The organism is Pseudoflavonifractor sp. HNCC25GI2 (assembly GCF_058136395.1).
This window is the reverse complement of the sequence record NZ_JBYUOW010000007.1, coordinates 22,795-44,158: the sequence shown is the minus strand read 5'-3', so window position 1 is coordinate 44,158 and position 21,364 is coordinate 22,795. Positions and strand designations below refer to the sequence as shown.

13 protein-coding genes are annotated in these 21,364 nt (G+C 60.5%); 3 read left to right on the top strand and 10 right to left on the bottom strand.

Going from position 1 to position 21,364, the window contains the following annotated elements; all coding sequences use genetic code 11:
• Positions 1 to 13 precede the first annotated feature (13 nt).
• From AC3YUO_RS09835 to AC3YUO_RS09825, 3 genes are all read left to right on the top strand, one after another.
• Entirely contained in the window at positions 14 to 1,351 is a 1,338-nt protein-coding gene (locus AC3YUO_RS09835; protein WP_489962860.1) for a hypothetical protein, read from the top strand.
• Between the two features lie 317 nt (positions 1,352 to 1,668).
• A complete protein-coding gene (locus AC3YUO_RS09830; protein ID WP_489962859.1) occupies positions 1,669 to 2,856 on the top strand; it encodes an amidohydrolase in 1,188 nt (395 codons plus the stop codon).
• A gap of 79 nt (positions 2,857 to 2,935) precedes the next feature.
• Complete coding sequence (locus AC3YUO_RS09825) at positions 2,936 to 4,330, top strand: YfcC family protein (protein ID WP_489962858.1); 1,395 nt, start codon at positions 2,936 to 2,938, stop codon at positions 4,328 to 4,330.
• A gap of 262 nt (positions 4,331 to 4,592) precedes the next feature.
• Here AC3YUO_RS09825 and AC3YUO_RS09820 read toward each other — a convergent pair whose 3' ends face one another.
• The 10 genes from AC3YUO_RS09820 to AC3YUO_RS09775 form a co-directional block, all read right to left on the bottom strand.
• Complete coding sequence (locus AC3YUO_RS09820) at positions 4,593 to 5,036, bottom strand: Hsp20/alpha crystallin family protein (RefSeq protein ID WP_489962857.1); 444 nt, start codon at positions 5,034 to 5,036, stop codon at positions 4,593 to 4,595.
• A gap of 420 nt (positions 5,037 to 5,456) precedes the next feature.
• Positions 5,457 to 7,208, bottom strand: coding sequence for a vWA domain-containing protein (locus AC3YUO_RS09815; protein ID WP_489962856.1), 1,752 nt, complete (start codon positions 7,206 to 7,208; stop codon positions 5,457 to 5,459).
• A 14-nt stretch (positions 7,209 to 7,222) separates the two neighbouring features.
• Positions 7,223 to 8,077, bottom strand: a complete 855-nt coding sequence (locus AC3YUO_RS09810) for an AAA family ATPase (RefSeq protein WP_489962855.1) — start codon at positions 8,075 to 8,077, stop codon at positions 7,223 to 7,225.
• Positions 8,078 to 8,731: 654 nt separating this feature from the next.
• On the bottom strand, positions 8,732 to 10,936 hold the full coding sequence (locus tag AC3YUO_RS09805; protein ID WP_489962854.1) for a glycogen synthase: 2,205 nt from the start codon (positions 10,934 to 10,936) through the stop codon (positions 8,732 to 8,734).
• A gap of 735 nt (positions 10,937 to 11,671) precedes the next feature.
• Complete coding sequence (locus AC3YUO_RS09800) at positions 11,672 to 14,725, bottom strand: ATP-binding protein (RefSeq protein WP_489962853.1); 3,054 nt, start codon at positions 14,723 to 14,725, stop codon at positions 11,672 to 11,674.
• 286 nt (positions 14,726 to 15,011) lie between these two features.
• A complete protein-coding gene (hutU, locus tag AC3YUO_RS09795; protein ID WP_489962852.1) occupies positions 15,012 to 17,027 on the bottom strand; it encodes a urocanate hydratase in 2,016 nt (671 codons plus the stop codon).
• A 43-nt stretch (positions 17,028 to 17,070) separates the two neighbouring features.
• Entirely contained in the window at positions 17,071 to 18,066 is a 996-nt protein-coding gene (locus AC3YUO_RS09790) for an electron transfer flavoprotein subunit alpha/FixB family protein (RefSeq protein WP_489962851.1), read from the bottom strand.
• 16 nt (positions 18,067 to 18,082) lie between these two features.
• Positions 18,083 to 18,865 carry an electron transfer flavoprotein subunit beta/FixA family protein gene (locus AC3YUO_RS09785; RefSeq protein WP_489962850.1) on the bottom strand — a complete coding sequence of 261 codons (783 nt, stop codon included), beginning with the start codon at positions 18,863 to 18,865 and terminating at the stop codon, positions 18,083 to 18,085.
• Positions 18,866 to 18,992: 127 nt separating this feature from the next.
• Positions 18,993 to 20,129 (bottom strand): acyl-CoA dehydrogenase family protein, encoded by a 1,137-nt coding sequence (locus tag AC3YUO_RS09780; protein ID WP_489962849.1) that lies wholly within the window; start codon positions 20,127 to 20,129, stop codon positions 18,993 to 18,995.
• 47 nt (positions 20,130 to 20,176) lie between these two features.
• Complete coding sequence (locus AC3YUO_RS09775; RefSeq protein ID WP_489962848.1) at positions 20,177 to 21,358, bottom strand: CaiB/BaiF CoA transferase family protein; 1,182 nt, start codon at positions 21,356 to 21,358, stop codon at positions 20,177 to 20,179.
• Between the last annotated feature and the right edge of the window lie 6 nt (positions 21,359 to 21,364).

Below are 21,364 nucleotides of genomic sequence, written 5' to 3'. Positions count from 1 at the left end.
CCTCCGTAGTGTTATGCACAAGGAAATTGCGTTTTTACTGCAGGAACATTTTCTCAACTACTGTAAAGATATATTGGGGGATTCGTGGCAGGGCCACCACATCACCTATTTTCAATATGAAACCCTGTCTGAGCTTCAGCAGGTCTTTCTGGCACAGAAATCCCGGTTTGACGCCTTTCTGGTCAGCGGCGTCATCCCGCTGGCCGCCCTGCGGGAGGTGGACACGCCCCCCTACGCCGTGAAGGACCGCATCGGTCATTACCTCATCAACACCTACCGCATTCTGCTGGGCCTGCTGTTCCGGCGGAAGGACTATGACCCCGCCCGCATCGGCATTGATTTTCTGGGGGAGGACGTGTCCCTGGTCCAGGTGCTGGAGGAGGACCGGCTGCCCGAGCTGGTGGAGGAGCACAACCGCCACTTTCTGGGCATGACGGTTGCGGAGCTGGATGAGCAGGAGCGGATGCTGGTGGCCGACTACCAGCGCCGGTGCCGGGCGGGCAAGCTGGATGTGGTCATCACCTACTACAACAGCGTGGTCCAGGGCCTGGCCGGCGAGAAGGTGGAGTGCTATTACTCCTACCCCAGCCGCAACTCCATGATTCAGGCGCTGGACGAGTGCGTCCGGCAGATCCAGACGGAGACCCTGCGGCGCAACCAGTCCGCCGTCATCCGGGTCAGCCCCCGCTACGACCTGCGGGCCCGCCAGCTGGCCTCCAACCACGGGCTGGAGCTGCTGTCCCTCAAGCAGGCCCTGCTGGAGTACTGCCACCAGCGTCAGATTGACCCGGTGCTCAAGGACGACCTCACCGACGTGGAGCTCTACCTCACCCTGGAGCAGCTGGGCGCCGTCACCCAACAGTTTACCCGCTGTGATCTGGCCCCCTACCTGGCCCAGGAGATGGGCTTTCAGGGGCTGGTCAGCCTGGGCAGCGGCCCCGACCTGGCCAGCGCCCGCAGCCACGCCATGCGGGCCCAGGACTACCGCACCCGTCTGGAGCAGGACACCTGCGTCTACGTGGACGAGAGCGAGGCCATCCGTTCCCTGCCCATAAGCCCCTGTTCCGGCCTGCCGGAGGTTGGGGTGTCCGCCAGCCAGGTGGAGGAGGTGGCCAACCACTGTCACCTGTCCGCTGAGACCGTCTATCGGGTGATCTCTGTCATGCAGGCGGAGCGCTCCGACCTGCTCACCTCCGAGGAGCTGATTCGGAATCAGGGCTTCTCCCTGCGGGTGGCCAACCGGGTACTCAAGGCTCTGGTCACCGGAGGCTATGCCCAGATCTCTGGCCAGCGCCGGGTGGGCAATAAGGGACGGTCTCAGAATCTGTACCGAATTTCCCTGGAGTTCTGAGTCCTTCCCCTCTGCGTTTTTCCTCCGCCAGCTTTTCAATCTATCTGAATATTTTTTCGGGAACGCCCCATGCAAGGGACGTTCCCGAAATTTTTTTGCCGTTTTTCTTTCGCAATCACGGGTATTTTCTTCTGCTCTCTCCCCAATTTATTACCTCTTTAGCTAATTACCGCAAAATTCACTCCTAATTTTTGTCGGTATTATGGCCAGTTTCTTCTTGACTTTTTCCGTTCTTTCCCGGTAATATATCCAATAGTAAAAGTACTGTACTTTTTCTATTCTTTAAATGATTTTAAGTTTGGAGAGAAGGAAGCAACATGGCAACGTTACCGTCCTACATTCAGCAGGCAATTCAAAACCGCCGTTCCCTGGCGGTGGAGCTCAGCGACGACCTGTACGCCCACCCCGAGCTACCCGATCAGGAGTTCCGCTCCAGCCAGAAGATCGTGGATCTTCTGCGGGAGGCGGGCTATGAGGTGGAGTACCCCTACCTGGGCTACCCCACCGGGTTCCGGGCTGTGCTGGACAACGGCGAGGGCCCCAGCGTGGGCATCCTGACCGAGTACGACGCCCTGCCCGGCCTGGGCCACGCCTGCGGCCACAACGTCCACGGCTCCATGTCCGTGCTGGCCGCCCTGGCACTGGCGGACCTGAAGGACCGCTTTTCCGGCAAGGTCATCGTCTTCGGCACTCCCGCCGAGGAGGAGGACGGTGCCAAGGTTGGCATGGCTGCCCAGGGGGCCTTTGACGACCTGTCCGCCGCCATCATGTTCCACAGCTGGAGCGGCGGCGTGAGCAACGCGGACATGGATGTGCTCAGCCTGCGCTGCTACATCGCCCAGTTTACCGGCGCCGCCGCCCATGCGGTGGCCGGCCCCTGGAAGGGACACAACGCCCTCACCGCCGCCCGGAAATTCCTGGACCTCATTGACGCCCGCCGGGAGTGCTTCACCCCCGACATCCACATCAACGGAGTCATCACCGACGGAGGCCAGTACCCCAATATCCTGCCCGAGCAGGCCACCGTCCGCCTGGAGATCCGCACCGACTCCCAGGCCAAGCTGGAGCAGATGGACGAGGTGGTCCGCAAGTGCGCCCAGGGCGCCTGCATCGCTCTGGACTGCCAGGTGGAGTTCACCAAGGGCTTTGAGGACTTCCACGACATGGTCCGGGTGCCCGTGCTGGAGCAGGCTGTTCTGGAGCTCTACGACGCGCTGAACCTGCCCCACGGTCCGGTGCTGCCCCCCAACGGCTCCTCCGATGTGGGCAACGTGAGCTACCGCTGCCCCACCATCCAGCCCGAGCTGTCCATCTGCGACACCTTCCACTCCCTGCATACTCCCCAGTTCCGGGAGGAGACCATTCAGCCCCGGGCCCATCAGGCCATTGAGGACGGCGGCACCATTCTGGCCGCCCTGGCACTGCGCACACTGACAGACGAGGCCTTCCGTACCTCGGTCCGTGACTCGCACCAGGCCGCCCGTGAGGCAAAGCTCCGCGAATAATCCCACAGGCGCCGCCGGATGGCGGTCCGGCGCGGCTGTTCGGTTGTAATTTGGAGAAATGAAATAAGGAGGAGTTCCCGTGAAACCGGACAATACCCTGACGAAAAAAAGCAAGCGCACCGTCCCACACATTTATGCCCTGCTCTTTGCCATCATTGTCGTATGTACCATTTTGACCTGGATTCTCCCCGCCGGCCAGTTTGACCGTGTGGATGACGTGGTGGTGGCCGGCACCTTCCATGCCGTGGAATCCACCCCCGTGGGTCTGTTCCAGATGTTCCAGCTCATCCACACCGGCTTCTGTGATGCCGGGGGCGTCATCTTCTTCGTCTTCATCGCCTACGCCTCCATTGGCATGATCATCTCCAGCGGCGCCTTCAACGGTCTGGTGGCCGCCCTGCTTCGCCTGTTCAAGGGGAAGGCCCGTGTGGTCATTATCCCCGTGTTCCTGACCATCGTGGGCATCGCCTCCTCCACCATCGGCCTTTTCGAGGAGTGGTTCCCCTTCATTCCCGTCTTCACCGGAATCGCTGTGGCCATGGGCTTTGACGCCATTGTCGGTCTGGCCATCGTGGCAGTGGGCGCCGGCATGGGCTATTCCGGCGCCATGATCAACCCCTTCACCGTGGGCGTGGCCCAGGGCATTGCCGGGGTTGCTCCCGCCTCCGGCGTTCTCTTCCGTCTGTTCTGCCACCTGTGTATGATTGCGGTGGCCTCCGTCCTGATTATCCGCTATGCACTGAAGGTCCAGGCCGACCCCACCAAGAGCCTGGTCTACGGCGACACCCTGTCCGCTCAGATGAGCGAGGAGGACGTACAGAACGCCCCCTTCGGCATCCGGGAAATTCTGGTGCTGCTCATCCTGCTGTGCGGCATCATCGTGGTGGTCATCGGCTGTCAGCAGTACGGCTGGTACTTCACCGAACTGGCTGCCGTCTTCATGATTATGGGTATTCTCAGCGCCATCGTCATGGGCTGGAGCGTAAACGAAATCGCCCGCAAGTATGAGGCCGGCTTCACCAACGTGGCCATGGCCTGTATGATGATCGGTCTGGCCCGCGGCATCCTCATGGTGCTCCAGGCCGGCAACATCATCGACACCATCGTGTACTACATGTCCCTGCCCCTCTCCCACCTCCCCGCCTGGCTCTCCGCCGTGGCTATGCTCCTGCTCCAGACCTTCCTGAACTTCCTCATTCCCTCCGGCTCCGGTCAGGCGGCCACCTCCATGCCCATCATGGCTCCTCTGGCCGACCTGCTGGGTCTGCACCGCGACGTGGCGGTTTTGGCCTTCCAGTTCGGCGACGGCCTGTCCAACATTGTCTGGCCCACCGGCTTTGCCGCTATCATGGCCGGTCTGGCCGGCGTCAAGGTCACCAAGTGGTGGAAGTTTGTGGTGCCTGTGTTCCTGTGCCTGTTTGTGACCCAGGCCGCCCTCATGATTCTGGCTGTCGTCACCGGCTTCGGCGGCTGACCAGCTCCCGCATACCTCTTCCGGCAGACGGATGGCTTCCCGGCTGCTTTACCTCCCTTCAAACTCGCACCGGCCGCCTGAATCCAGGCGGCCGGTGCGGCTTTTCATATATTTCTACGAGAAAGAAGGGCAGCGCAACCTGTCCGTCGAAACGGAACTGGCAGACAACCGGCAGGGCGACGCTTTCCTCGCGCCCCACACCCACAACCGCAGCAAAAAGGCGCTTCCGCCTCATGGCGGAAGCGCCTTTTTGACTGTTTTATTATCCGATGGCAATGGTCGTGCTTCTGGGCAGTTCCTTCTTGGCCTGCTTGGGCATGGACAGCTTCAGGATGCCGTCCTCATACTTGGCAGACACATCCTCGGGCTTCACATCGCCCACGTAGAAGCTCCGGCTGCAGGCGCCGGCGTAACGCTCCTGACGGATGTACTTGCCCTTCTTGTCCTTCTCGTCCTTATCCAGGCCCTTGGCCGCACGGATGGTCAGATAACCGTCCTCCAAGTCCACGCTGATCTCATCCTTCTTGAAGCCGGGCAGGTCGATGTCCACCTCATAGGTGTCCTCCGTCTCCCGCACGTCGGTCTTCATCAGATTCTTGGCGTGCTTGCCGTACAGCGGATTGCGGCCATTCCACATGGGAACCATCCCAAAGTTATCATCAAAAAATTCATCAAACAAATTCTCACCAAAAATGCTGGGCAACATAAGTCATTCCTCCATTCATTGCACTTATCTTTTGCCCTGCGGGAGGAGCTCTTTGAACCCCTCTCTCTTGGAACGATTCTGTTATAGCACCATAAATTAGCACTGTCAATACAAGAGTGCTAATATTTACATTTTTTGCAAGGTTTGTTCACAAAATATACGATTTTTCCAGTATCCGCAAGAATTTCGCGTGGTTTATCACAGAGGGAGCCGTCCGTTCCGCGTCTTTGTCATCGCCATGGGCCCCGGCATCACAGAAAAATCAAGGAGGAGAAGTACCACGACGCCAGCTCCCTCAACATGGAAAACCGGCTTCAGATACTGGTAATGAACATAAGTCATATCTGAACGCCCAAAACGGGAGCGCTGCCCGCTTCGCGCAGGCGGCGCTCCCGTTTTCATTCCTATTGCGTTGTTCCGTTACAGCAGAAGCAGGGTCTCGCTCAGCCGTTTGCCAGCCGTGCCGCCGAAGTCCTCCGCCCGGCGGATGCGCAGGAAGGAGGATCCGTAGATCATCCGCTCATTCTCCAGCTCGCTGTCGTCGCCCAGGAAGATGCCGATGATATGCACCCCTTCCCGGCGCAGCTTCCGCACCTGGAAGCAGGTATCCCGGATGGCCGCGTCTCCGATGTAGCGCTCCGGAGTGTTCTTCCGCACCCGGCCGCTCACCATGTCGTTGGGCAGGCCGTCGCTGAAGACGATGACAATCTTGTGGTCCTCCCGCCGCTTCAGCAGGTCCACGCCCGCCGCGGCCAGGGCCAGCCCGTCCCGGTTGTTGGAGGTGGCCCGGTACTCCAGAATCTTCCGGTCAGCCTCGGGCTTGTCGTCGTAGTCCCGGAAGCGCCGCAGCACTGTGTGGTCCCCGTAGGTGCAGTAGCTCATCACCCGGTGGGGGATCTGAATCCGGCTCAGGGCCGCACTGAACAGATAACTCTGCAGCGCCACCATGGACTGCCGGCCCACCTGGGAGCCGCTGGCGTCAATAAGCAGCTCCACCACCACGGTGGAGTCGTCCTGGCGGAAGATCTTGTGGAAGAGCTGGGGCTCCTCAATGCGGCCCACCTTCCAGAGGGTGCTGTTCACCAGCACGCCCCGGTCGGAGGGGTAGATCTCCGGCTCGTCCTTCAAATTCAGGGCGTTCCGGAAGGCCTGCTCAATGCTGCGGATGCCCTGGCGGGCGGAGGCCTCGTGCTCCTCCAGCATGCGCAGGTTGGCATCCCGGCACGCCCGCAGGGAACCGGCCCGGTCTGTGGCCTCCTGGTAGGCGCTCTCCGGCAGGCCGTCGGTAAACAGCAGCTTGCGCCCCTCGTGGATGCCCACGCACACCGCGCTTTCAATCTCCTGCATGGCCTTTTCCGTCTGGAAGCTGGGGCCAAAGTTTTTGGCCAGGTACTCGGGGATGGCCGCCAGCGCCTCCTCAGACAGGTCCACCCCGTCGGTGGACACCTTCTTCGCCCGCTGGTAGGTCAGCTCCGGATCGCTGTCCTCCGGCTCCACCACTTCCTCCTGGTCGGGCGCCTCGTACTTTCCCTCCCACAGGTCGTCCTCGGAGACCTCAAACTGGGACAGCTCGTCCCGGCTGTGGTCGGGGGCAAAGTACTTGGTAAAGACCTTTTTATAAAGGAGCACGGCCTGGTCCACCAGAGACCGGGCATCGGTGCACGCCTCACAGCCCTGGACCAGCTGGGCAAAGAGCTCCAGCACGTGTTCAAAGCCCAGAAAATTCCGCAGAATCTTCCGGCTGTCCTCATTGGCCGCCTGGGGAAACTGCTCCGTCAGCCAGTAGATTTTCAGCCAGCCCCGGGAGGAGTACCGAAGGCGCAGCGGATCACGCTGCAGCAGCTCCCGGGCCGCCTCCTCCGCCATGACGGGGATGCCGGGGCGCTGGGCCGTCAGGCGGCGGCGCACGGCGTATTCCAGGCACAGATGGGCAATGGGGAGCAGCACATGCATGTCGTAGGCCGCATACCGGTGCCGCCGGAGCCACAGGTTCAGCTCATCCAGGCCGAACAGCTTGTCTCCGCCCCCCAGAACGACCCCCTCATACACCGCGATCATTCCGCCCGCCTTCTCATAGGGGTCGCACATGCGGCGGATGTATTCCGGATACTTCCGTTTCGTGTGGTTTTCCGAAACCGTCAGAAACAGACTTTCCTCTCTGTCAATACTCACTGTGTTCTCCCGTTTCAGCCGAAGCGTGTCATAACAACGTCCTGAACCAGCTGGTACTCATACTCGTCAAAGCACTTGTTGGTGATGTTGATGGTGATGGCGTCCTTGGGGCGCATGCCGTCGGTCATCAGACGCAGGGCGGCAATCATACCCCGCATGTCCACCGGGTGGGTGGAGACCTCTCCGTTGATGGCCTTCTCGTTGAGGTCCATAAAGAGCCCAATACAACGGTCAATGTTCTCCTCCGACGCGCCGGGGACGTCCGCCTTCAGCAGCTGGTGCAGCTGCCCCTCCTCCAGGGTGGGCATACGGATGACGGTGAAGCGGGAGACCAGGGCCTCGTTCAGCTCCCGGGTACCCGCATAGCCGTAGTTCATGGTGGCGATAAAGCGGGCGGCGGGGTGCATGGGGATGCACTCATAGCCCGGCACGTCAATGAGACGGCGGTAGTCCAGCACCGAGTGCATTACGGCCACCGCGTCGTTCTTGGCCATGTTGATCTCGTCCAGAATACAGAAGCCGCCGCACTTGGCCGCCTGGGCAATGGGGCCGTGACGCAGGCGCACCTCGCCCCCCACAAAGGTGTCGGTTCCGATGAGGGCGCTGCTGTCGGTATTCACATGGAAGGAGACGTTGTAAATGGGCCGGGCAAACAGCCAGGCCAGATTGTCCGCCAGGATGTTTTTACCCGTGGCCTTGCCTCCACACAGAAGGAGGTTTTCTCCCTGCAGCAGCGCGGCAACGGCCAGCTCAAAAATTTCCTCGCCGATGAATTCCACGGGCGGCTTTGCAATGCGGCTCTGCACCGCCGCGTCCACCGCGTAGCGTTCCTTAAACTGGGCCAGTCGAATCTTCAGTTCTTCTTTCATAGTCTTCTCCGTTTTGCTTTTCCGGCCGATCTTCGGTCGTTCAGTCACAAAGCAGCGCTGCTCGAGAAATCCTGTTTGTGCTGATTCGATTGTATCGTTCCCGGAAAAGCTTGTCAATGGTCTTCCAGTTTCTGTACAGACAAAGGCCCCTCTTTTTGTGTCATTTTTCACCACAGGTACGAAACAAGCCCCTCTCCACACGCAGAATTTGATCGGTCTCGGACGCACGCCAGGAATGGAGATATTCTCACATTCCCTGCTTCGCTGTGCATTCCAAACAGTTCTGCCTGCTGACCGCGACACCGCCCGGTTTACATTCCAGGTATCGCTTTTCCCTTCCTTCTGTGGTAAGCTTTCTTTCAGAGAATGTGCCTGCGGCATGTCCGACTCACTGGTGTGCCGCTCCCTCTGCTCCGGTTTCCCCGGCTCAAAAATTTTTCTTCCGCTTTGCAACAAAACCAGCAGGCTGGCTGTATATAGAGTGTCACAGAAAAACAGCCGCCTATTACACTGAGAAAGAAGGACTGGTATTATGTTGAACCAAAAAGCGATGACGGCACTTTTAAAAAACGCCTGTGCAGTATTGGGGCTGCACAGGCGTTTTTTATGTTTCTCATGATTGTCCGGCATCTGCCTGGTCAAGCGGCTGGCCGCTTACCACTGGGTCAGCTCCAGGTACAGATCCTTATACTGCTTGGCGGAGTTCTCCCAGGAGACGTCCTTGGCCATATCCCGCTGGACCACCTCGTCCCAGTGGTAGCGGTTGGCGAAGTAGAGGGTCTTGGCCCGGTTGATGGCGTCCAGCAGCAGGCCCGCGTCGTAGCGGTCAAAGGTAAAGCCGTTGCCGTCTCCGCTGAACTCGTTATAGGGCTCCACGGTGTCCTTCAAGCCGCCGGTCTCCCGGACGATGGGCAGGGTGCCGTAGTGCATGGCGTTGAGCTGGGTCAGGCCACAGGGCTCAAAGCGGGAGGGCACCAGCAGGGCGTCCGCACCGGCGTAGATGCGGTGGGCACGGGCCTCGTCGTACTGGATGCAGGCGCTGAAGGTGCCCTTGTAGGCGCCCTCATAGAAGCGGAAGGCGTCCTCGTACCGCTTGTCTCCGGTGCCCAGCACCACCATCTGGGTGTTGCCGTCCAGAATCTGGGGGACAATGGCGTTGACCAGGTCCAGGCCCTTCTGGTCGGTGAGCCGGGAGACAAGGCCGATGACGAACTTGTCCGTATTCTCCTCCAGGCCCAGCTCCTTCTGGAGGGCCAGCTTGTTGGCCATCTTGTGGTCCAGCACGTTGCCCAGGCCGTAGTTTTCCGCCAGAGCGGGGTCGGTCTCCGGGTTCCACATCTCGTAGTCGATGCCGTTGACAATGCCGCGGAGCTTGCCGCTGTGGTAGCGCAGGTGGTTCTCCAGCTTCTCGCCGTACTCGCTGGTCTGGATCTCCCCGGCGTAGGTACCGCTGACGGTGGTGATGCGGTCGGCGTAGGCCAGGCCGCCCTTGAGCAGATTGGCGTCCACCCAGTTCTGCTGCAGGGCGCCCATGCCGAAGGCCTCGTTGGGCAGACCGGACCAGTACTGGATGGTGGGGATGTTGTAGACCCCCTGGAAGCGGAGGTTATGAATGGTGAGAATGGACTTGGCGCGGCCAACCGGCGTATCCCGGAAGAGGGTACGCAGATAGACGGGCACCAGAGCCGCCTGCCAGTCGTGGCAGTGGACAATGTCGGGAATCCAGTCCATGTAATTCAGCGCAGCCAGAGCAGCCTTGCTGAAGAAGCAGTACTTGGGGATGTCGTCCACCAGGTTGGTGTAGGGGTTGCCGGAGGTGAAGAACTCCTGGTTGTCAATGAAGTCGTACACCACGCCGTCCCAGATGTACTCCATGATGCCCACGTAGTAGCTGCGCCCGGTGTTGCCCAGGTCCATATAGAACTCGCCCCGGTAGACCATCTTGTCCTGGTACTCCTTGGGGATGCAGGCGTAGCGGGGCAGAATCACGCGGACATCGCAGTTCAGCCGGGCCAGCTCCCGGGGCAGGGCATACATGACGTCGCCCAAACCGCCGGTCTTGACAAAGGGGTGACACTCCGAGCCGATAAAGGCAATGCTCCGGCGGGGCAGGTTGGACCGCTCGTCCACAGGAGCAGCCTGCTCCACCACGGGCTCAGCCTTCTCCTCGGCGGGAGCGGCTTTCTCCTCCACAGGGGCTGCCTTCTCCTCAACAGGAGCCTGCTTCTTTGCGGCAGCGGCCTTCTTTTTCGCAGGAGCAGCTTTCTTCTCGGCAATAGGCTCAGCCTTCTTCTCCACAGGAGCGGTCTTCTCGGCAACGGGCTCCGCCTTCTTCTCCACGGGAGCAGCCTTCTCGGCAACGGGCTCCGCCTTCTTCTCCACGGGGGCAGCCTTCTCGACAACAGGCTCATCCTTCTTCTCCACGGGAGCGGCCTTCTTGGCAACGGGCTCCGCCTTCTTCTCCACGGCGGCTACCTTCTCGGCAACGGGCTCCGCCTTCTTCTCCACGGGAGCGGCCTTCTCGGCGACGGGCTCAGTCTTCTTCTCCACGGGGGCGGCCTTCTCAGCGACAGGCTTTGCCTTCTTCGCCTCGGGAGCGGTCTTCTCGGCGACGGGCTCCGCCTTCTTCTCTGCGGCGGCCTTCTTTCTGGTGGTGGTCGTGGCCTTTTTCGCCGTGGAAGCGGCCTTTTTCCGGGTGGCTGCCGGCTTCTTCACGGCAGGCTCCGCCGGTTCGGCCACAGGTGCAATCTTTTCCACAGGCACAGTCTCCGCTGCGGTGGGTGCTTTCTCTTCCGCCACCGGGGCCGCAGCCTTCTTCACAGTTGCTTTCTTGCTAGAATCTGCTTTCTCGCGTGCCATAATCAATCTTCCTTTCCCTTTCCCTTATTCATCCTCCTGGGAGCCGCGCCGCCAGCGGGTACAGAAGCACCGGGGCGGCGCATATCTGGTATCGACCAAAGTATAGCACATCAGCCTCTCCTTTGGCTGTCCTTTTCGGGAGAATTCCGGCGAATCCCCCCAGTTTATCCAAGGCAGCACCACGGCAGAGGCTTCTGTTTTCAGTGCAGGCGGCAGAAAAATGTGTCGCTCGCCTCAGGGGCCGCTGTTTTTTGGAAAAAAGCCCCAGCTTTTTCCCTTATCCCCCTTACCTGCACCTCTGTATCATACCATATTACCGCGCATTTGGACAGTCGGTTTTTTCCAAATCCGGGTCAAAACGGGCTAAAAAACCGCCGAAAGCAAAGGAGAAACCGCTTCCATCTCAACTCCCGTCCTTGGGCAAAATTCACAGTTTCCCTCCGGAGTTATCCGAAAAAATCCCCGGAACCCAGCGGTTCCGGGGATTTTCAAGCGTTTTGGCAGGCTTTGGCCCCTGCCCTCTTTTTTCGTGCAACACTCTTTTTTCTGGGTGCAAAGGTTCTGCTTTGGGCGTTTCCAGAGACAAAATTCTGCCCGTGCGCCCGTTCTTCCGCAGAAGCTCCGGTCAATATGGACCGCCAATTCGGTCCGCCGGGATACCGGTTTCCAGTTTATCCCTGCATGTTCTTGAATCCGGTCAAGGCTTAAGCTATTTGAAAGGGGCAGCATTTGGCATTATGTAAACCTTTTTGTCTTTTTTACCATCTCGTCCAGATACTTGAGCTCATATTGATCCATGTTGGGATTGAGGTGCTTCTTGGCCAGCTGGCAGTAGCGCTCCGGGGCCTCGGACAGGAATTTGCCGAATACCTGTCTCACATGGTCGTCCTGGTCCGCCAGGATGCGAATCAGTGTCTGGGCAAAAAATACGGTGCCCAAATCGCTGGGGTACTTCATCTGCCACATGATCTGCCGGGCTTGCTCCAGGTGGTCCAGAGCCTCCTCCAGCCGTCCCTCCTCCACCAGAATGAGGGCCAGGTACGCCTCCATAGTGGGCCGCAGCCAGAAGGCGTCCTGCTGGCTGTATAGGGAGTAGGCCTTTTCAAAATAGGCCTTGGCCAGGCGGCGGTCCTGGAGGAAATAGGCCGCTTTGCCGCCGTTGATATAGAACACCGCCAGGCTGGTCAGGGCGTTGTTGGGACAGATGGAAATTGCCTGATCCAGCAGCTCCAGGGCGGGGCCGTACTCCTGCTGGGCCAGGCGGATTTCCCCCAGGTAGTCGTAGGCGGCGGCAATGTTCACCGCGTAATTTTTGGCGGCACCCTCGGTGATGGACAGGGTGTTGATGGACTCGTTCAGCAGCTTTTCCGCCAGAAGGTTGTTGCCGATCAGCATGTTGTAAAGGCCCTTCAGCCGCAGCAGCACGCCTACCTCTTTGTGGTTGTTGCACCGCACCGCCAGGTCCAGGGCGGGCTCAATGTACTGGGCCATTTTCTTTGCGTCGTCCACCTGAACGCTGTAACAAATGAGCTGACGGTAGCCCTCAAAAATATAGTCCGTCTTCCCCAGCCGCTGGGCCAGCTTGATTACCTCGGAAATATCCCGGATTCCGCTGTCATAGCCGCCCTCCAGGATGGAGTACCGGCCCCGCATATAGAAAAATTCCAGCTCCAGCAGCTCCAGCTCCTCCGTCTTGGGCTCCGAGGCCCGGAAGGACTGGATGTCGCTTTCCAGATTGCGGAACAGCCGCTCAATTTTTTCCCGGGACATATAGTGGGTAAAGTCGGACTCCACCTCCTCTTCGGCGGAGACAATGGGGAAGATTTCATGGCAGAAATTCAAATGGCGGTTCAGACTGGCAATCCGGTACTTCATGGATTTCAGCTGGTTCCCCGCCGCGGAGAAATGATAGGCCAGCTGGGGATAGCACCGGGCGTCTCCCGGCGTCCGTTCCAGTTCCTTTTCCAGCAGGACCGCAATCTTCCGGTGCACCAGCCGTCTGCGGAAGTCGGGCTGCTGTCCGTATAGGTACTCCCGCAGCTTCACATGGGAAAAGGACAGCATGCCCTCGGAATTTTCCCGCACAATGCCCCGGTCGCCCAGCCCCTTCAGGGGCGGAAGCAGCACGGCGGGATCCTTTCCCATGACCTGGGCCAGCAGCTCCACGGAGGCTCCGTCGTAGAAATAGGACAGCGCCTGGGCCGTATCCAGGGCGTCCTGGGAGAGGTTGATGAGCTGCGCTTCAATGAACTCCCGGATTCGTCCGTTGGTCTCCTGCAGCCCCTCCCCCTGCCGGAGCATTCCGATATACTCATTGAGGTAAAACGGAGTTCCCTCCGTCTCCCCATAAATTTTTTCCAGCAAATCGCCCCGCAGCTCCAGCTCGGGCAGCATCTTTTCCATCAGCCGGTGGCAGGCCTCCATGGTGAGGGGCTCCAGGTCCACGGTGAAGAGGAGCTCCTCCTTGCGCAGCGCGGCCAGCATGCTGTCCAGCGCCCGGCTGCGCTCCGGGCTGCAGGTGGCCACCAGCAGCACCTCCTTTCGGCTGCTCTCCAGCAGCACGGAGGCCAGAAGGCGCAGGCTGTCCCCGTCAAGCCACTGCAGGTCGTCTATGACCAGCAGGACCTGACGGCGCTGGGCCAGGGTTTTCAGCGCCTGGGTCATCACATGGGCCATGGCCGTGCGGGAAACCGGCCGGGCGGGCAGAAAGAAATCGTTGGCCGGGAGATGGCTCTGGAAGTCGGGAAACACCCGCCCCATCAGCTCGTCCCACAGCTCCGGCGCAATGAGGCTGTTGCTGCGGATGATTTGGGAAACATCCTTTGCGATGCTCCGCCAGGCCCGCAGGGACAGGTCCTGCTCCGACGGCAGGCCCTGCACGTCGAACACCCAGCACTCGTCCTTGACCCGCTCCAGAATTCTTTGTTTGATGGTGGACTTACCCGAGCCCGGCTCGCCCCGGATGAGAATGGACTGGCAGTCCTCCCGCCCCTCCCGGAAGTCCTTCAGCACCTTCTCCAGGGAGGCGATGAGCTCATAGCGGCCGTAGAAAAATACGTCCTCCCCCGAGCGGCGCTGGCTGGTATTGACGTGCATCTCCTCCAGGGACCGCTCGTAGAGGTCCTTGGTGGTCTGGTCGGGGGCCACGCCCAGCTCCTGCCGCAGCACCTTGGCCAGCTCGTAGTAGGTCTCAATGGCCTTGCCGTTTCGACCCGTTTCCTGGTAAAAGCGCATCAGCAGGCGGGAGCTGCGCTCATCGTACTCATCGATGGACATGAGATGTCCGATGAGGCCCTCCACCTGGTCGTAGGCCCGGAGACGCAGGCCCTCCTCAATTTTCACCGCGCACTCGCTGGAGAATTTCTCCTTGTAAAAGCCCCGCATCTTCACCAGCCAGTGCTCGAAGGGGTCGGAATCCTTCAAAAAAACGCCCTGCAAAAATTCACCCACATAGAGATGCAGGTATTTTTGGGGCTGCTGAAGAAAGCGCTCCGCGTCCACGTCGATCTCCAACGCTTCGTTGAGCACCAGAATGGATTTTTTGGGTGAGGTGATGATGTCCTCCCCCACGGTCTTTTTGGCCTGATAAATGGCATTTCTTAAGTTGCGCTTGGCCGTCTCATCGTTTTCGTTGGGCCAAAGCAGCCCCGCGATCTCATCCCGGCTGACCACCTTGGCCACCAGCAGATAGTACAGCAGGGCACTAATCTTCGCGTACGGGAAAAAGATAGGCTGTCCGTCCTTCACAATCTGCGGCACGCCGAACAGCCTGCATTCAATCTTACTCATACTTATTCCCCCATCTGCCGAAACGGCCTCAGGAGGACCGGTATCCCGCCCCTCCGCCTGTCCTCATTTGCCCCGGAGCACTCTCCGGAAACCCAGTTTTTTACAAAACATTGTAGCACACTGTCCTGAAAAAGAACATAAATGTCGTGTTAATTTTTTCGATGTTTTTCCCTCCACAAAATTATGCGGGGGGAGCCGCGGGGTTGACCCAGGGCTCCCCCCAACAGTATAGGAGGGCTGGAAGGCGAATATGAAAAATGCGAATATGAAAAGGGGGGAAATGCGCTTAGTTCTTCATGGACTTGACGGCGTCGGTCACCACCGCCTCGTCGGCCACATAGGGCATGGTAATGTGATCCTGGCCCTTATACATCTCGTTGTACTCGGCCACAGTGGTCATGGCGTTCTCGTTGCCCGCCCAGTTGCGGCGGGAGACACCCACCATAACGTCCCAAGGCATGGACATCTTCAGGATGTTGTCCACCCGCTCGGAGCCGTCCAGCACCATGCCGAAGCCGCCGTTGATGGACTTGCTGACGCCCACGCCGCCGCCGTTGTGCAGGGCGATGAGGCTCATGCCGCGGGCCGCGTTGCCGGCGTAGCACTGGGTGGCCATGTCGGCCATGATGTTGGAGCCGTCCTTGATGTTGGAGGTCTCACGGAAGGGGGAGTCGGTTCCGCCGGTATCGTGGTGGTCACGGCCCAGCATGACGGGGCCGATCTCGCCGTTGCGGACCATCTCGTTGAACTTCAGAGCGATGTTCATGCGGCCCATGGCGTCGGAGTACAGAATCCGGCACTGGGTGCCCACGACCAGCTTGTTCTTCTTGGCGTCACGCAGCCAGATGTAGTTGTCGTGGTCCTGATAACGGCGGTTGTGGTTCTTGATGTACTCGGCGGCAGCGGCGTCGGTCTTGTCCAGGTCCTCGGGGTTCCGGGACAGGCAGCACCAACGGAAGGGACCGTAGCCGTAGTCGAACAGGAAGGGACCCAGGATGTCTTCCACGTAGGAGGGGAAGATGAAGCCGTCCAGGTCGTTCTCGCCGTTCTTGCAGATGGACTTCACGCCGGTGTCGTACACGGACTTCAGGAAGGCGTTGCCGTAGTCGAAGAAGTAAGTACCCTTCTCGTGGAACTTGCAGATCATCTCATAGTGGTGCTGCAGGCTCTTGTCCACCAGCTTGGCAAAGCCGTCGGGATCCTTATCCAGCATCTCGGTGCGCTGCTCGAAGGTCAGGCCCTGGGGGCAGTAGCCGCCGTCATAGGCCATGTGGCAGGAGGTCTGGTCGCTCATCAGGTCCACGTGGACGTCGTGGTCGTAGAGGTACTCCAGCAGGTCCACCACGTTGCCGTGATAGGCAACGGCGCAGGGCTTCTTGGCGTCCATGTGCTCCTTGGCGATCTTCCAGGCCTCTTCCAGGCTGTCGGTGCGGTGGCTGACCCAGCCCTGGGTGTAGCGGGTGTCGATACGGGAGTCGTCCACCTCGGCGATGATGGAGGCAGCGCCGGCGATCTCAGCGGCCTTGCCCTGAGCACCAGACATGCCGCCCAGACCGGCGGAGACGAACAGGCGGCCGGCCAGGTTGCCGTCCTCGGGGATGCCCAGCTTCAGGCGGCCGGCGCCCAGCAGGGTGTTGAAGGTGCCGTGCACGATGCCCTGGGGGCCGATATACATCCAGCCGCCGGCGGTCATCTGGCCGTAGTTGGCCACGCCGATGGCAGCGGCACGGTTAAAGTCCTTCTGGTTGTCGTACATGCCGATCATCAGGCCGTTGGAGATGATGCAGCGGGGGGCCAGCTTGTGGCTGTGGAACAGGCCCAGGGGGTGACCGGACATGACCACCAGGGTCTGCTCGTCGGTCATGACCTCCAGATACTTCTTGATGAGGCGATACTGCATCCAGTTCTGGCACACCTGGCCGGCCTCACCGTAGGTGACCAGCTCGTAGGGGTACAGAGCCACCTCAAAGTCCAGGTTGTTGTCGATCATGACCTGGAAGGCCTTGGCCTCGGTGCAGTTGCCCTTGTACTCGTCGATGGGCTTGCCGTACAGCTTGCCGGCGGGGCGGAAGCGGTAGCCGTAGATGCGGCCGTGCTCCTCCAGCTCCTGGGCAAACTCCTTGGCCATCTGGGCATGATGGTCAGGATGGATGTAGCGCAGGGCGTTGCGGATGGCCAGCGCCTTGTCCGACTCGCTCAGGTGAGATTCACGGCGGGGGGCCCGGCGGTACTGGGGGTCAAACTCCGGGTATTCGGGCAGATCGTAGTCCAGCTTGATGGTCATGGCATCGGTCAGGCTCATAAGAAACTCCTCCATTCTGTATTGTAAAATTTGTTGGCAGTCATTACCGGGCGGCCAGAACCTGCTTGAATTCCTCAATCATCACAGGAATGACCTTATAGAGATCGCCCACAATGCCGTAGTTGGCCACGCCGAAGATGGGGGCCTCCTCGTCCTTGTTGATGGCGACAATCACGTCGGAAGTCTTCATGCCGGCCAGGTGCTGCAGCGCGCCGGAGATACCGCAGGCGATATACAGCTTGGGGCCCACGGTCTTGCCGGTCTGGCCCACCTGGTGCTCGTAGGGAATCCAGCCCGCGTCCACAGCGGCGCGGGAGGCGCCCACAGCGGCATTGAGGGTGGCGGCAAACTCACGAATCAGGTCGAAGCCGCTGGCATCGCCCAGGCCGCGGCCGCCGGAGACGATAATCTGGGCGTCGGTCAGGCTGATTTCGCCGCTGGCCTTCTCCAAAATCTCCCGCACCTTGGCGCGGATGGCGTCCTCCTCGGCGTCCAGGGAGACGGAAATCACCTCACCCTTACGCCCGGCGTCGGGCTCGGACTTGGACAGGGCGTTGGGCCGGATGCTGCACATGGCGGGCCGCTTCTCCGGGAACACCACGTCGGCCATCAGGTTTCCGCCGTAGATGGGGCGGGTGGCCACCAGCTGGCCGTCCTCCAGGGACAGGGCCACGCAGTCGGCGGCCAGACCGGCCTCCAGGCGGCTGGCCAGCCGGGCGGACAGGTCCCGGCCGTTGGTGGTGGCGGCCAGCAGCAGGGTGTCGGGCTGGTGCTCCTTCACCAGGTTCTCCAGCACCTGGCAGTAGGGCTCGGTGCGGTAATCCTTCAGCTTCTCATCGTCACAGACATAGACCTTGTCGGCTCCGTAGGCGAAGGCGCTCTCCGCCTGGTCCTTCACCTGGCTGCCCAAAAGGACCGCGCACACCTCGCCGGAGGTCTGGTCGGCCAGCTTTCTGGCCTCGCTGAGCATCTCATAGGAGACGCCGGCAATCTTGCCGCCGGTCTGCTCCATGCAGACCCAAATGCTGTTTTTACTCATGTTACGCTCCCCCTTCTCAGACAATCTTCTGCTCCACGAGCTTCCCGACGGCGGTCTTGCCGATCTCTTCCGCCTCGCCCTTGATGAGCTCGCCGCTCTGGCGCGGCGCGGGGGCGTAGATCCGCTTGATGGAGGAGGGCGAATTCTTGCCCACCTTGGACACGTCCGCACCGATGGCGGCACAGTCCAGCACGGGAATCTCCATACGGTTGGCCATTCTGGTCCGCTTCAGAGTGGGGTAGCGGGGCTCGTTCAGGGATTTCTCACAGGTGAGCAGCGCAGGCAGCTTGGCCTCCACCACTTCCTCACCGGCGGGGCTGACCCGCTTGACGGTGATGGTGCTGTCGGTGACCTCCCGAATTTCGTTGACGTAGGTCATCTGGGAGATCCCCAGCTGCTCGGCAATACCGGCGCCCACCTGACCGGCGTCGTCGTCAATGGCCTGCTTGCCGCAGAGAATCACATCGAAGGAACCGATGGACTGGATGGCCTTGGCCAGGGTGTAGGAGGTGGCCCAGCCGTCGGAGTCCTCCAGGGCGGGGTCGCTGACCAGATAGGCCTTGGCCGCGCCCATGGACAGGGCGATGCGCAGGGCGGTCTTGCAGCTCTCGTCGCCCACGGTCAGCACGCTGACCTCGCCGCCGTGTTCCTCGGTCAGCTTCAGGGCGGCTTCCACCGCGTTCAGGTCAAAGGGGCTGACCATGGTCTCAACGCCCTCTTTGACTACCTTGCCGTCGGGACCCAGCTTGGGCACCACGGCATTGTCCAGCACTTGTTTGATGCAAACCAGTACATTCATGTGTAACCCTCCTATAAGTTACAGGCGTCTCGCTTCCGCCTGCATTCTGTCTCGTTTTGGTCCATGGGCAAATTCCCTCTGCCGGGAATCTGCCCATGGACCCTCTCATCTGGTCCGGGCCGGGGTCTTAGTGCAGCAGCTGGCCGGCGATGACGATCTTCTGCACCTGAGAGGTACCCTCGAACAGCTCGGTGATGCGCTGGTCGCGGTAGATGCGCTCGATGGGGTACTCCTTCATGTAGCCGTAACCGCCGTGGATCTGCAGGGCGGTGTCCACCACCTTGTGGGAGGCCTCAGCGGCGAAGAGCTTGGCCATGGCGGCCTGCTTGGTGAAGGGCACGCCCTGCTCCTTCAGGTCGGCGGCGTAGTAGGTGAGCATACGGGCGGCCTCCAGCTGGGTGGCGGCGTCGGCCAGCATCCACTGGATGCCCTGGAACTTGGCGATGGGGCGCTTGAAGACCTCGCGCTCCTTGGCGTACTTGATGGCCAGATCCAGCGCGGCCTGACCGATGCCAACCGCCATGGCGGCGATGCCGATGCGGCCGCGGTCCACCACGTCCAGAGCCAGGCGGTAGCCGCCGTTGAGCTGACCCACCATGTTGGCGGCGGGGACGCGGCAGTCCTCGAAGACGATCTCGGCGGTGCGGGCGCCGCGGATGCCCATCTTGTTGTCCTCAGAGGCGATCTTCATGCCGGGGGTGCCCTGCTCCACCACGAAGCAGGTCATGCCGTGACGGGGATCCTCCTTGTTGGTGATGGCGAAGCAGCACAGGAAGTCGCAGTGGGCGCCGCCGGTGATGAAGTGCTTCACGCCGTTGATGACCCACTCGTCGCCGTCCTGAACGGCAGTGGTCTTGTTGGAGGTCATGTCGGAGCCGCCGGCGGGCTCGGTGAGGCAGAAGGCGGCGTACTTCTCGCCCTCCAGGGCGGGGCGCAGCCACTTTTCCTTCTGCTCGGGGGTGCCGGCCAGGTACAGAGCGTCAAAGCCCAGGTAGTGGCCGGTGATGATGGAGCCGGTGGCCGCGCAGGCGGCGGAGATCTCCTCCATGGCGATGGCCTCGGAGATGGCGTCGTAGCCGGCGCCGCCCAGCTCCTCGGGGTAGGCCAGGCCCATCAGGTCCTGCTCGCCCAGAGCCTGAATGGTCTCAGTGGGGAAGCGGTTGTTCACGTCGATTTCCTCGGCCTTGGGGGCGAGATAGCTCTGGGCCCACTCACGGACGGCGCGGCGCAGGGCGATTTGGTCCTCAGTGTATTTGAATTCCATAATAAATTCCTCCTAATATGTATGTCATAAAATTGAATGGGTCGGGGTTAAATGATGTGCTCCGCTTCCCACTTGGCCACCTGCTCCTGACTGAAGCCGAAGATGTCCTGAAGGACTTCCTTGGTGTCCTGGCCCAGCAGCGGGGCGGGGTGCTTGGGATCGGGGGGCGTCTCAGAGAGCTTGATGGGGTTGCCGGTGATTTTCACCTTGCCCATGCCGGGCTGGTCGATCTCCACCAGCATGTCGCGCTGGAGAATGCTGGGATTCTCACAGGCCTCGTCCACCGTGCACAGGGGGCCGCAGGGGATGGAGTACTTCTGCATCATCTCAATGGCCTCGGCCACGGTGTAATCCTTGAAGAAGTCCTCCAGGATGGCCTTTAGCTCCACGTCGTTGTCCGAGCGGTGGGGGTCGGAGTCAAACTTGGGATTCTGAATGAGGTCGGGCTGGCCGATGATCTCACACAGCTTGGCGAAGTGGGAGTCGCTGGCCACGGCGATGATGACATGGGCGTCCTTGCAGCGGTAGATGTCGAAGGGAGCGCTGAGGGGGTGACGGGCGCCCACCCGGGTGGGATGGACTCCGCCGATGGTGTACCGGACCACGTTGGTCTCCACAAAGGTGAAGACGCTGTCCAGCATGGCAATATCCACGTACTGTCCCTTGCCGGTGATTTCCCGGTTATAAAGCGCCAGCAGGATACCGGTCACGGCGTACAGGCCTGCGCTGACGTCGCCCAGAGAGCTGCCCACCCGGGCGGGGGGCGTGTTGGGATAGCCGGTGATGCTCATCATACCGGACATGCCCTGGGCCACAATGTCGTAGGCGGGCAGGTCCCGCAGGGGGCTCTTCTGGCCAAAGCCGGAGATGGAGCAATAAATCAAGGCAGGATTATACTCCTTCAGCTTGTCGTAGGAGAGCCCCAGCTTCTCCATTACGCCGGGCTTGAAGTTTTCCACAACAATGTCACAGGTCTTGACCATGTCGTAGATAATTTCCTTCCCTTTCTTCAAATCCAGCGTGATGCCCTTTTTCCCCCGGTTTACCAGGGTGTAGTAGCCGCTCTGGTCGTTGACGAAGGGGCCGAAGATCCGGCTTCCGTCTCCGGTGCCGGGCTTCTCCACCTTGATGACCTCCGCGCCGAAGTCGGCCAGGTTCATGGTGCAGTAGGGTCCGGCCAGAACCTGGGTGAAGTCCAGCACCCGGATCCCGCTGAGCGCTTGTTTCATGGAACA